Raw genomic sequence first — 13,214 nt, 5'->3', positions numbered from 1 at the left:
TCGGGTGGGGAGACCGCGTCTCCCCGCCCGATATGGATCAGGACTCGAAGGCGGTCGGCAGGTACGTCTCGACGTTGTCCTTGGTCACGACCGGCGCATCGAGCTGGATGGTGCGCGGGATGGACGATCCGGTGAGCTCGTCGAGCCCCTCGCCCAGAACGATGAGACGCGCGAGCGAGACGCCGTCTGCGGCCTGGGTCGACGGGTAGATGACGGTTGCCTTGAGCACGGTGTCATCGGCCTGGATCGAGCGCATCACGTTCGCCGAACCGGCGCCGCCGACCATGAAGAAGTCGTCGCGACCGGCCGCGTCGATGGCGGCGAGGACGCCGACGCCCTGGTCGTCGTCGTGGTTCCAGAGCGCATCGATCTTGGGTGCGGCCGACAGGAGCTGCGAGGCCGCAGCCTCACCGCCCTGAACCGTGAAGTCTGCGGCGACCCGGTTGGACACCTCGAGGCCGCAGTCTTCGAGCGAGTCCTTGAAGCCCTTGCTGCGATCCTGGGTCAGCGGAAGGCTGTCGATGCCGGCGATCTCAGCGACCACCGCGTCTTTCTTGCCGTCGAGCTGCTCGCAGATGTAATTTCCGGCGCTGACGCCCATGCCGTAGTTGTCGCCGAGGATGGTGGTCCGCGCGGCGAACGTGCTCGAGAACTCGCGGTCGACGTTGATCACCGGGATTCCGGCCTCCATGGCGCGCGTGGCGACATCGGTGAGCGCGGCTCCGTCGGTCGGCAGCAGCACGATCGCGTCGACGCCGTCGTTGATGAACGTCTCCACCTGGCTGATCTGCAGGTTGGCGTCGTTGGTGCCCTCCGCCACGATCAGGTCGACGTCGTCGTACTTCTCTGCTTCGGAGATCGCTGCCGAGTTGATTGCTCCGAGCCATCCGTGGTCTGCCGCGGGGCCCGAGAAGCCGATGGTGATCGTGCCGTCGGCCGCGCCGCCGCCGCCCTCGCTCGAGGAGCTGGACTTGGGGGCCGATGTCTCGGGGGTTGTCGATCCCGACGTGCAGGCGGTCATGAGCGAGAGGGCTGCAACCGCTGCTCCTGTGGTGAGGGCGAGCCTCCCCATGACGTGACGTGTGCTTCGCATTGTGTTCCTCCTGGATGTGATTGCTGCTGCGGGTGCCGAGGGAGACAACTGCAGAGCCTGAGAGGACTCGTGCGTGTCTGCGCTGACGAAAGTCACGATATCAGAAGTCGACGAGAACGCTTCAACTTATTTTGGTTGATCGACATAAGTAAACGTCTGCGGGGTCTGTTATGTTGATTGAGTGATCAAAGTCGACCATCAACAGTCATTACTCCACGTTCGAGGCCTGAAGAAGTCCTTCTCCGGCGTTCAGGCGCTCAAGGGAGTCGACCTCGAAGTGCTGCCCGGCGAAGTCCACTGCGTCCTCGGTCAAAACGGAGCCGGCAAGTCGACGCTCATCAAGACGCTCTCCGGCATCAACCAGCCAGACGATGGAGAGATCTTCTGGCAGGGCGAGCTCGTGTCCATCTCCGATCCGGTGACCGCCATCTCGATCGGCATCGCAACCATGTACCAGGAACTCGATGTCGTCGACGGCCTGAGCGTGGCGGAGAACATCTTCTTGGGGCACGAGGTCGATCGCGCCGGCGTCACCGATCGGCGCAGCACGGCCCGGCAGGCCTCCGAGATCATGGCGCGTCTCGGTCACCCCCAGATCGGACCGGGAAGAGAAGTGGGCTCGCTCTCGGCCGCCAACAAGCAGATCGTGAGCATGGGCCGCGCCCTGTCGCACGACGCCAAGCTGATCATCATGGACGAGCCCTCCGCCGTGCTCGACTCCGAAGAGGTGAAGAACCTGTTCCGAGTCGTGCGCGAACTCACGAAGGCCGGCATCGCCGTGATCTACATCTCGCACCGTCTCGAGGAGATCCGGGAGATCGGCGACCGCATCACTGTGATCAAAGACGGCAGGACGATGGCGACGAACCTCCCCGTCGCAGAGACCCCCACGAACAAGCTGATCGAACTCATGACCGGACGCTCGCTCGAGAACGTGTTCCCCGAGCGCGTTCCGGTCGATTCCGACGCCCCCGTGCTCCTCTCTGTAGAGGGGCTCGCGCTCGCCGGTGTCTTCGACGACGTGAACTTCTCTGTGCGAGCCGGCGAGATCGTGGGGCTCGCGGGCCTCGTCGGCTCCGGTCGTTCCGAGATCGTCGAGACCGTCTACGGCGCGCGCAAGGCGAGCGCGGGAGTCGTCTTCGTCGACGGCGCACCCCTTGTTTCCGGATCCGTGCGTGCCGGCGTTCACGCAGGAATGGGACTCTCTCCCGAGGAGCGCAAGAGTCAAGGCCTGATCCTCGACGAGCCCGTCTATCGCAATGTCACCTTGGCGAGCTTCGCCCGCTGGGCTCGCGGCAGCATCCTCAATGAGCGGGCCGAGCGACAGGCCGCCCGCGAGCAGCTCGAAGCGCTCGAGCTGCGTCCCGCCGATCCCGATCGGCCCGCGCGAACGCTCTCGGGCGGAAACCAGCAGAAGATCCTGTTGGCCCGGTGGCTCGTGCACGGCACCCGCATCCTTCTTCTCGACGAACCCACCCGAGGGGTGGATGTCGGCGCCCGCGCAGAGATCTATTCGCTGATCAGAAAGCTGGCAGCTCAGGGCACGGCGATCGTCGTCATCTCGAGCGAGATCGAAGAAGTCCTCGGCCTGTCCGACCGCGTCCTCGTGGTCGCCGACGGTCGCATCATCCACGAAAGCGCCGCAGAGGCCATCACCGAGCACGACGTGCTCGACCTCGTCATGAAAGGAAGTGCCGCATGAGCACTCACGCTGCAGATATCCACGACGGCGACACGCGTCCCGTTCTCAGCAGGATGCTCGGCGGCTCGGCTGGCCGCAGCCTCGGCCTCGTGATCGCCCTGGTCGCGCTCTTCATCGTGGGCACGATCACGGCCGGAGATCGCTTCGCCAGCTTCGACAACATCCTCACGATCATTCGCTTCGCCTCGATCATCGGTGTTATCAGCATCGGAATGACCTTCGTCATCACGGCCGGCGGCATCGACCTCTCGGTCGGATCAGTCATGGGCCTGGCCACGGTCGTCTCGACGCTCTCCTGGGTGCAGAACTTCGCCTCCTCATCGAGCTGGATCGTGATGGTCGTCGTCGCACTGGCCGTGGGAGGTGCGGCGGGGCTCATCAACGGAATCGTGATCGCCTACGGAAATGTGGTGGCCTTCATCGCGACGCTCGCCATGCTCGTGGCCTCGCGAGGCCTCGCCGAGGTGCTGGCGAACCGCACCACGCAGATCGTGAACGAGCCCGGCTTCCTGGGTGCGATGCGCGGAGAGCTCATCGGCGTGCCGATCCTGATCTGGATCTTCGTGCTCGTGGTCATCGCCGGCTGGTTCCTACTGAACCGCACCACCTTCGGCCGCCGAACGGTCGCCATCGGTGGAAACCTCGAGGCGGCCCGACTGGCCGGCATCAAGGTGAAGCGCCACCTCATGTACGTCTACATCCTCGCGGGCCTCACCTCGGGAATCGCGGCCGTCATGATGCTGGCCCGCACCACGGCGGGAACGTCGACGCACGGCACGCTCTACGAACTGGATGCCATCGCCGCGGTCGTGGTCGGCGGCACCCTGCTCATCGGTGGTCGCGGAACGATCATGGGAACCGTCCTCGGCGTGCTGATCTTCTCGACCCTCACGAACGTGTTCACGCAGAACAACCTGTCGACCTCGGTGCAGGCCATCGCGAAGGGCGCCATCATCGTCGTCGCCGTGATGCTGCAGCAGCGCTTCGCGAATCGCTCGCGCAAGTGACGCGTACACAGACCGCACAGCCGATCGGCCCCTCGACTTCGGGGGGCCGATCGGCCGTTCTGCTGATCTCCGCGATCGTTCTGACCGCGTTCAACCTGCGCACAGCCGTCACGGGGTTCAGCCCGCTCCTCGACACCATCGGCGCCGAGCTGTCCTTCGGTCCGTCGCTCTTCGGGGCCTTCGGCACCATCGTCACCGCATCGTTCGCCGTCTTCGGCTTCGCCGCCGCGGCCATCGCGCGCCGCTTCGGCCTGGAGTGGACGCTCGTCATCGCGACGGCCGCCACGACCGTGGGCGTCGTGTTGCGCGCGGCCAGCCCGAGTGCCACCGCGTTGATCCTGTCGACCGTCGTGGCCTTCGCCGGTGTCGGCATGACCAACGTGCTCATCGTGCCGATCGTCAAGCAGTACTTCGCGAGCCGGCTCAAGTCGATCACCTCGCTCTATCTGTCGCTCCTGCAGCTCGGCCAGTTCACGGCGCCGTTGCTCGCCGTGCCCGTCGCGATGGCGGCCGGATGGCGGGTGGCCGTCGGCATGTGGGTCGTGCTCACCGCGCTCGCGTTCGCGCTGTGGTTCGTCGCAGCGCTCGCGGCCTCGCGCCGCCGTACCCGCGCGAGTGCAGCGGCCCTCGGCGCATCCACTGAGGCGGTGGCGCCCGCGCACACCGTTGCAGACGCCGTCGCTGCACGCAACGACACGAGGTCGCCCGTGCCCGGCGCGTGGCGGTCGCGTCTGCTGTGGAGCATGGTGCTGATGTTCGGCATGACGGCGCTCAATACCTACGCGATCATCACCTGGCTGCCCACCATCCTGGTCGACGCCGGCGCCGATCCGGCTCTGGGCGGGGCGCTGCTCGCCCTCTTCTCCGTCTTCGGGCTCGGGGCCGCCTTCGTCGTGCCTCCCCTCGCGGTGGGCATGCGCAATCCGGTCGTCATCGTGATCGTCTGCGTCGCCCTGCTCGCCGTGGGCTACACGGGGCTGCTCATCGCACCGCTCGACGGAGCGGTGATCTGGGTCATCGCCCTGGGTCTCGGGGTGAGCACGTTCCCGATGTGCCTCACTCTCGTCAACGTGCGCACGAAGACCCCGGCCGGTTCGTCGTTGCTGTCGGGAGCCATGCAGGGCATCGGCTACGGTCTGGCCTGCGTCGGACCTCTGCTGATCGGTGTGCTGCACGACCTCGGCGGCGGCTGGGGCGGCTCGTACGTCTTTCTCTACGTGACCCTGGGCGTGCTCCTCGTGAGCGGCATCGTGGCCTGCAGACCCGGTCAGCTCGAACGGAGCTGACTAGCGGGCGCCGATCGTGACCCGGTCGCGAGCGTCGTCGTTGCGCCTCACCTCGAGGTCGATGACTTTCCGGCGGCCGGGCCCGATCCAGTTGAATCGGCCGAGCAGTGTCATCAGGCTGGGCAGCAGCAGGCCTCGAACGACGGTGACGTCGAGCGCGATGGCGATCACCATGCCGACGCCGACCTCCTTCATGCCGACCAGGCTGCTCGTCGCGAATCCGACGAAGACGACCCCGATTGCGATTGCGGCCGTCGTGACGACCGGGCCTGTGGCGGTGATGCCACGGAGAACGGCGCGGTCGTTGGCGAGCCGCAAACTGATCGTGCGATCGCGTGCAGTCCATTCCTCGGTGATGCGTGCGAGCAGAAACACCTCGTAGTCCATCGAGAGCCCGAACGACAGCAGGCCGATGAGCAGTGGCGTCGTCACATCGAGGGCACCCCACGGGGCGAAGCCCAGTACGCTCGAGCCCCATCCCCACTGGAAGACGGCGACCAGGGTGCCGAGGGTCGCGGCGACGGTGAGGGCGTTCAGCACCACGGCCTTGAGCGGGATGACCACCGATCGGGTGAGCCACAGCAGCAGTGCGAACGTCGCCACGAGCACCACGCCGAGTGCCAGGGGGAGTCGCTCCATGAGATGGGACTCGGTGTCGACGACCTCGGCGGCCGGACCGGCGACCTGCACGATCGGGCCGCCGTCGGCGGAGGCGGCTGCGCCGAGCTCGCGGATGTTCCGCACCAGTTCCTGAGCGTCGGCTCCGGTGGTGTCTCCCCGGGTCGCGAAATCGACGACGGTCACGTCTGCGGGAAGGTCGAGCACCTGATCGGCGTCGATCACGAGGTCGTCGGCCGCGATCTCGTCGAGGAGTGCCACGACGCGGGCATCGGTGACCGGTGTGTCGATCAGCACGGTGACGGCCGTCTCGCTCACATCGGTGAAGCCTGTGGTGATGAACTCGCTGGTCCGCCGCTCCTCGGCTTCGACGGGCAGCGCGCGGATGTCGGAGCTGCCGAGCGTCAGCGTGGCGATCGGGGCAGAGAGCAGGAGGAGGAGCGCCCCGGCACCGACGGCGACGAGAACGGGCCGTCGCTGGGCCGTACCCGCGAGGCGAGCCAGGGCCCCGGCGCGGGGCGACGCGCCATCCGGTGTCGAGCGCAGCGGCCACAGCCGCTTGCCCTGGGGTGGCACGAAGGCCGGGAACTGGGCGATGAGCGCGGGAAGCAGCGTGAGCCCGGCAAGGGTCGCGAGCAGCACTGAGGCTGCTCCGCCGATCGCCATGCCCGAGAGCAGCGGGTCGCCGAGCATCATCAGTCCGACCAGGGCGATGAATACGGCAAGGCCCGACACGAGAACAGCTCGACCGGATGATGCCACGGTGAGACCGATCACCTGCTCGAGGCCGACCCCGGGCGCCCGACGACGCTCCTCCCGGAAGCGTGCGAGTACGAGCAGGCTGTAGTCGACGGCGAGACCGAGGCTCAGGATAGTGACGATGTTCACGGCGAATTCGTTGACGGGAACGACTGTGATCAGGCCCGAGAGCGCGAGCAGAGCGACGGCGATCACGGCGAGGGCCGCCACGATCGGGAAGGCCGCGACGCGGAATCCGCCGAGGACGACGGCGAGCAACACGAACAGCGCGACGATCGCCAGGCCTTCTCCCAGTGCCGCGTCGGTGACGGCCCGGTCGACGAACTCCTGTTCGGCGAGGAACTTGCCGCCCACCAACACGTCGGCCGGCTCGATGCTGTGCAGCAGACTCGAGATCTCTGCCGTGGCGACGAGGAGCTGCTCCTCGTCGAGTGTCTGAGCGAGTTCTACGGTGACCAGCGAGCTGGAGCCGTCATCGCCGACGATTCCACCGGACGTGTAGGCATCCTTCACCTCGACGACACCGGGCACCTCGCGCAGCTGCTGCATCACGTCGGTCGCGTTCTGCCTGAGTTCGGGGGAGTAGAAGTCTGTTCCAGTGATCGCCGCGGTCACGATCTCGCCCTCGGGATCGAGGTCGTCGAGTCGCAGCTGGGTGGCCATCGACTCGCTGCCTGCCGGAGAGTCCTCGACCGGCGAGGTCTTGTCGAAGACTTCGCCGCCCAGAACGATCCCGCCGACGAAGAGCACGCCCCAGGCGGCAAGCACGATGCGGCGATGCCGCGCGACCCATCGTCCGATCGATTCGAGCATGAGGTGGTCCTTCCGGGGCCGGATGTGACGGGGTGGGTGTGCGGGAAAGCCCTCGGGGGCGGGTCGGCCGTCTTCACGGCTAGCCCGCCCCCGAGGGATCAGGTCAGCAGGTCTTCGCGGGCCAGGTCACGGAGACCTCGCCCGTTCGTCCCGATCCCGTCGCGGTCACAGTCGCCGAGCCCTCGGGAAGGGTCTTCAGGCGGGTCGTGAAGGTGTGGAACAGGGCACTGCCCGGTTTCACGGCGGCCTGCGACTTGTCGCCGTAGGTCGTCTTGATGGCGAGGTCGGTGTTCACCGTGTCGCCGTTCATCGCACGTACGGCGACCAGCGCCTTGCCGGCGACACAGCGCACCTCGGCGGTCGCCGTCACGACGAGGGCCGGATCGATCTTCTTGATCCTGATGTCGCGGTACGAGACCGCCTCACCGTTGCCGTGGTTCTGGATTCCGACGAATCCGTTGGAGATGTCGCGCGCCGGATCGGCGCTGACGAACTCGTTCACGACCGTGCCGTTGAGCACGACCTTGATCGTCTGCCCCTGAACGACGATCTCGTAGGAGTTCCAGCTGCCGACGGGTTTGAGGGCCGCTGTCACCGCCTCTGGGTTCGCGCCCTGGAACGTGTAGATCGATCCCGTGGTGCGGTCGGCGGCATCGGTGGCATCGATCTGGATCTCGTAGCCCTTGTTGACCGCGACGAAAGGATCGTTGCCGGGATCAGGGAAACCGACGAACACACCTCCGTTGTGGTCGGCGACGAGTTTCCAGTCGAGCTTGAGACTGTACGAGTCGAACTTCGTGGGCGTGTACCAGAGCAGACCCAGGCCCCCGCTTCCCCGAAGAGTGCAGTCATCGGTGATGCGGCCGAAGGATCCCGGCCCCGACAGCTTCCACTTCTCGAAGCTCGCCAGCGTTCCGTCGAAGAGGCCGGTGTAGCCCTCCTCCACGGGTGCCGCCGCGCAGATGTCGGTGCTGGCACCGACTGACAGCGCATCGAGGTTCACGTTTCCGGAGTCCCCCGCATCCTGCTTGATCGCGATGGTGTTCGTGCCCGCGACGAGATCGAGGTTGCGGGTCACGGTGGCCCACGTCTTCCAGTCGCCGGTTCTCGGCAGCGACCACGTCGGCTGCTTCTGGCCGTTCACGTACACAGACACTGTCTTCGTGCCGTCGAACGGGTTGGGGCCGTTGGCGTAGCGCAGGTTCACGGGGTAGTTGCCCGCGGCCTCCACCGAGGTCGTGAACGAGACCGCGGCGCCGGTGTTCTGCATTCCTGCGGCGAAACCGCTGCCCGAGTACCCGTTGTGCTCGGTGTCGGTCTTCGTGCCGCCCGTCAGCGAGGCGCTCTCGGCCTCGTACCAGCCGCGGTCGGCCGGGGGCACGTAGCCGGGAATCGAGTTGAGTGTGTACCACGCCTCGGTATTCCACAGCTCGGTACCGGATGCCGACGCGAACGGACGCGGGGATCGGAGGTGAACGACATAGCCGGGCTTCAGACCGTCGACCGCGATGTTCACCGTCTTGCGATCCTCCGAGACCGTCGCGCCGGAGACCAGCAGGGTCTCCTCATCGACCTTCGGCCCGCCGTAGTTCGACGTCGCGACGTAACGCCACTGCTGCGCTTGGTAGGCGGAGGCGATGTTCGCGACCGTCTCGTCGGAGATGGGCTGCGTGTATTCGATCGCGAACCCGGTCTCGGTGACCTTGACGGTGTTCATATCGAATGTGCTGTCGGCCACCGGGGTGAGCTTCTGCAGGCCGAACTTGAGTTTGTCGGACTCGCCCCAGTTGCCGCCCTCGCCGATGCCACCGACGTAGATCGCGCCATCCGGCCCGACGATCGTGCGGTTGATGCCCGCCTCGAAGCCGGCAGAGTGGCGGAAGATCGCGCCCTGGTACTCGCCGTCGACCTCTTCGAGGAAGACTCGCTGGAGCCCGCCGTACGTCACGTCGCCGATCAGCATCTGTCCGGCGAACGGACCCTGTTCGAGGATCAGCGGCGCGCTGGGCGAGTTGCCGATCTCGTTCTGCGGAATCCAGACCGCGGGCGGTGTCACCGGGTTGGCGTCGAACATGCCTGCGGGTGTCGTGAAGTGGTTGAAGAAGCGATCCTGCTTCACGTGAACGAGCTTCGAGGCCGGAAGCCAGCCGCCCTGGTTGTCTGTTGCGAACAACTCGCCGCTGCTGCTGAGCGCGACACCGTTGGGGGTGCGAAGGCCGCCCGCGATGTAGCCGACCTCACCGGTGGTGCGGTTGATCTTGATGGCCGTTCCACGGTTCTCGCCGGGCTGGGGAACCGTCGTCGCGCCCCCGTTGTCGATCGCGACCGAGAGGTTGACGTAGAAGTTCTCGTCGTCGTGCACGAGTCCGAACGCGAACTCGTGGAAGTTGCCGCCGTCGGGCCACTCGCCCACCTTGGTGTGCACGTCGAAGAAGCCGTCGCCGTCGGGATCGGTGAGCTTCGTGAGCTGGTACCGCTCGGAGACGAAGATCTCATCGCCGATCACATCGACGCCCATGGGGTTGAGCAGGTCGGTCGCGATCTTGGTGGGTACGACCTGGTCGGCGCTGGTCTCGCCCACGACGTTGTCGAGGGAATAGACGTCCCCGGGCTGCGCGTCGGGAACCCATCCGGCGGAGCTGACCGAGCCGGAGGTGATGACGATGAGCTTCTCATCGTCGGTGAAGTCGAGCCCGGTGACCTTCGGTTCGAAGCCTTCGGGGCGCAGATTCGTGAGCGTGTAGTTGGGGTTGACGGAGTCGAGTCGTAGACCATCGCCGGCGGTGTCTGTCGCGCCCTCGCAGTACTTCATGCCCGGAGCCGTCACGCGAACCACGTTCGCGTCGGTGCTGAGCACGGTGTTAGGCACGATCTCAAAGGTCGAGGCGCCGGGCTTCTTCCACTCGAGTTTCAGCTCCTGTCCGTAGCCGCCCTCGAAGTAGTCGATATGCAGCGCATGCGAACCCGCGGTCAACGCCGCGGTGCCCTCTTTCGAGGTGTTGCCGTGCAGGCCGCCGTGGTCGACGACGAGTGCGTCGTCGATCAGTAACTTAGATCCGTCGTCGCTCGTCAGTCGGAACGTGTAGGTGCCGGCGGTCGCGATGGCAAGATTCGCCGTGACTGTCGCGAGGAAGTCGTCAGACAGGCCGAACTGCGCCTCGGTCGTGTAGTTGATGGTGGGCATCAGCTTGTCGACGTTCGGTGTGGTCGCCGACTTGAGCTGGCAGAAATCAGCGAGTCCCGGTGGCATCTGGAACGCGCGCAGCGTCACCCCCGGCTCCTGATCCGGAAGCGCGGCCTGGGCAACGGGTGCCCCGGCGAAGAGTAGGGATCCGATCACGGCTCCCGCCGACAGAGCCGCGACTGCGGGTCTGAATCTGAGCCGAGAGACCGGCTGTCGTTCTGTTCTGGGCACCATTGCTCCTTTGTGTCATGCACGAAAGCCGAGCGTGTGCGTCTATGCATCTGGTCGGCGTCGACAGTCTAGGTACATTTTGTTCGCCAGGTCTACAACTTATTAATGCCTATCGACAAATGTATCGGGCCCGCCGTATAGTCCTCAGGAGTCGTGAGTGTCAGTGAAGCCACGAATGACCTCCCTGGAGGCCTCGTCGAACACAGCCGTTCCCGCTCCGCCGTCAGTAGCTGCCGACGGCCGATCCTTCCGCGCAGAGCGGACCAATCCAGGAGTAACACAGTGAACAGACGTGCATTCGCACACCGGATGTCCATCGCGGCCGTGGGGGCTCTCACCCTGTCGGTGCTCGGCGGCAGCGGCTTCGCCGCCGCCCTCGACGACCCTTACGGCGACGAAGAGGTGGCGGTCTCGGTTGATATCGCCGAGGTCGAAGGGCCCGGCGCTCTTTCGATGACCGTCGACGGAACCACAGCGGCGCTTGCCGAGACCCCCGGCACTCCGACGACCCGACTGTTCAGCGGAAGCCTTCCCACGGTAACGGTCACTGACACCAGGGCACCCGAGGACATCCCCGAGGGGGCGTTCTGGTACGTCCTGGGCTCCATCACCGACTTCTCGGGCGACGCGGCGCAACCGGACATCATCTCGGCCGACAGCTTCGGCTGGGCTCCTGTCCTCACCGAAGGCGACCCGGGCAGCGTTTCCGCGGGCGATGAGGTCGAACCCGGTGAAGGCTTCGTCGACCCGGAGATCCTCTCGGTCGCCTACGACTCTGCCGAGATCGCTCCCGAGGGAAGCTGGTCTGCCAACGCGGGACTGACTCTCAAGACCGGTGCCGACGTCGCGCCGGGCAAGTACACGGCGCAGCTCACCCTGTCGCTCTTCGAGTAGCCCGAGGTGAAAGCCCCTGCCATCGTCTCCGCACTCGTTGCGGGTGCCGTCGCCACCGTGATGCTCGCCGGTCCCATCGGGGCTGCAGCTGCAGCCTCGCCTTCCACGGCCCCCTCGGGTGACGACGCCATCACCTGGTCCGTCGCGCCCGCCACCGCCGACGGTGTCGACAAGCGCGCATGGGTCGAGCGCACGATCGAGCCGGGGGAGTCGGTGACCGAGTATCTGGCGGTTCGCAACCTCGGCGCGGGCACGACGACATTCTCGCTGAACGCGGCCGACGGGTACTTCACCGAGACCGGTCGTTTCAACATGCTCAAGGCGAATGAGACGTCGACCGACGCAGGAACCTGGATCTCGGTTGCCGACGACGTGACGGTCCCATCCGGTGCGACCGAGATCGTGCCGTTCACCATCACCGTTCCGCAGAACGCGACCCCGGGGGATCATGCGGCCGGTATCGCCGCTTCCGTATCCAGTGTCGGCACGGCCAGCGACGGGGCTCAGATCGGCGTCGACAGCAGGATCGGATTCCGGGTGATGACCCAGGTTGCCGGAGAACTCGCACCGGTCATCGCCGTCAGCGGCGTGGATGCCGCCTATGCGCCCTCGTGGAATCCGTTCGCGCCGGGAGAGCTGTCCGTTCGGTACACCGCCGAGAACGCCGGCAACACGCAGTTGTCCTTCGGCGAAGAGGCGGCGGGAGCAGTGACGACTCGAGGCGACCTCTTTCCTGGAGAGGAGCGCCGGGTGACGATGGAGCCCCGTCGCGTGTGGCCTCTCGGCCTCATCTCGGCCGAGGTCATCGTGCAGGGTTCGGTTCCCCGAGGAGACGCGATCGAGGTCGCTCCCGTGACCGAGACCATCGTCGTCTGGGCGGTGCCGTGGGCCCAGCTCGTCGTGCTCGCCGTGATCGCGGCGGTGGTCTTCTCCGTGCTCATCTCACGGCGCCGCAGCAAGGCCTCGGTCGCTCGTCTGATCGAGGAGGCTCGTGCCGAGGGACGTCGCGAGCGGCAAGAGACAGGGGCACGAGCATGACGCGTCGATGGGTCATCGGAGTCGCATCGATGGTTCTCGTGCTGGGCGCCGTCGTCGTGCCATCGGCCGTCGTCTCGGCAGCAGAACCGCGCGATGACGACAGCGGAATCGTCGTCGGCGTGGAGATCGCTCCGCGAGACGGGTGTGTGCGCGGATGCGAGAACGCCCCGACGACAGGACCGGATGACGGGTGGGAGCTTGCCGACACGGGAGCCGACATCGCGCCGACCGTCGCGATCGCGCTGGGACTCGGCGCATCCGGCCTCACGATCGCAGCGGTTGCGGGGGCGACGAGGGGCCGGATCTCGCGGCCGGAGAACTGATTCCGTTCTCGACCAATCCATGTTGGGGAGGGTGGCGAACTACATGTGTCCGCAACAACTCCCCAGCAAAGGAAACTCACCTCATGCGCTCAATCGCCAAGACCTCGATCAGCCTCGCTGCTGCCGGTCTCCTCGCTTTCTCGCTCGCCGCCTGCTCCACGACGTCTGAGTCGACGGAGTCGACCTCGTCGTCGCCCACGTCGTCCGCCGAGTCGACCCCCACACCGGTCGCGTCGATCCCGTCGCTCACCGGAGTCGACACCGCC

The 13,214-nt window shown here is 66.2% G+C and carries 9 protein-coding genes and 1 pseudogene; 7 read left to right on the top strand and 3 right to left on the bottom strand.

Going from position 1 to position 13,214, the window contains the following annotated elements; all coding sequences use genetic code 11:
* Positions 1-37 precede the first annotated feature (37 nt).
* Positions 38-1,093 (bottom strand): substrate-binding domain-containing protein, encoded by a 1,056-nt coding sequence (locus ASE64_RS14545; RefSeq protein WP_055782166.1) that lies wholly within the window; start codon positions 1,091-1,093, stop codon positions 38-40.
* Between the two features lie 226 nt (positions 1,094-1,319).
* On the opposite strand from ASE64_RS14545, the gene ASE64_RS14540 reads away from it, so the two are divergent.
* From ASE64_RS14540 to ASE64_RS14530, 3 genes are read left to right on the top strand one after another with little or no spacing between them, the layout of a single operon-like run.
* Complete coding sequence (locus ASE64_RS14540; protein WP_055783082.1) at positions 1,320-2,795, top strand: sugar ABC transporter ATP-binding protein; 1,476 nt, start codon at positions 1,320-1,322, stop codon at positions 2,793-2,795.
* A complete protein-coding gene (locus tag ASE64_RS14535) occupies positions 2,792-3,802 on the top strand; it encodes an ABC transporter permease (RefSeq protein WP_055782162.1) in 1,011 nt (336 codons plus the stop codon). The genes ASE64_RS14540 and ASE64_RS14535 overlap by 4 nt, the downstream gene beginning before the upstream one ends.
* A complete protein-coding gene (locus ASE64_RS14530) occupies positions 3,799-5,088 on the top strand; it encodes an MFS transporter (protein ID WP_055782159.1) in 1,290 nt (429 codons plus the stop codon). Before ASE64_RS14535 ends, ASE64_RS14530 begins: the two co-directional genes overlap by 4 nt.
* Here the strand turns inward: ASE64_RS14530 and ASE64_RS14525 are convergent, their stop codons facing one another.
* Positions 5,089-7,278, bottom strand: a complete 2,190-nt coding sequence (locus tag ASE64_RS14525) for an MMPL family transporter (protein ID WP_055782156.1) — start codon at positions 7,276-7,278, stop codon at positions 5,089-5,091.
* A gap of 103 nt (positions 7,279-7,381) precedes the next feature.
* Positions 7,382-10,618 carry a family 16 glycoside hydrolase gene (locus ASE64_RS14520; RefSeq protein WP_235480647.1) on the bottom strand — a complete coding sequence of 1,079 codons (3,237 nt, stop codon included), beginning with the start codon at positions 10,616-10,618 and terminating at the stop codon, positions 7,382-7,384.
* A 357-nt stretch (positions 10,619-10,975) separates the two neighbouring features.
* Between ASE64_RS14520 and ASE64_RS14515 the strand changes: the two genes are divergently transcribed.
* The 4 genes and pseudogenes from ASE64_RS14515 to ASE64_RS17500 form a co-directional block, all read left to right on the top strand.
* Entirely contained in the window at positions 10,976-11,587 is a 612-nt protein-coding gene (locus tag ASE64_RS14515) for a hypothetical protein (RefSeq protein WP_235480646.1), read from the top strand.
* Positions 11,588-11,593: 6 nt separating this feature from the next.
* The gene (locus tag ASE64_RS14510; RefSeq protein ID WP_055782150.1) at positions 11,594-12,625 is read left to right on the top strand and encodes a hypothetical protein; all 1,032 of its coding nucleotides are present in this window, start codon (positions 11,594-11,596) and stop codon (positions 12,623-12,625) included.
* Complete coding sequence (locus tag ASE64_RS14505) at positions 12,622-12,948, top strand: hypothetical protein (RefSeq protein WP_055782147.1); 327 nt, start codon at positions 12,622-12,624, stop codon at positions 12,946-12,948. Before ASE64_RS14510 ends, ASE64_RS14505 begins: the two co-directional genes overlap by 4 nt.
* Positions 12,949-13,031: 83 nt before the next feature.
* Positions 13,032-13,214 (top strand): annotated as a pseudogene (locus tag ASE64_RS17500) (hypothetical protein); the annotation flags it as partial.

The organism is Agreia sp. Leaf210 (genome assembly GCF_001421485.1).
GTDB lineage: Bacteria > Actinomycetota > Actinomycetes > Actinomycetales > Microbacteriaceae > Agreia.
This window is presented reverse-complemented; position numbering and strand designations above follow the sequence as displayed.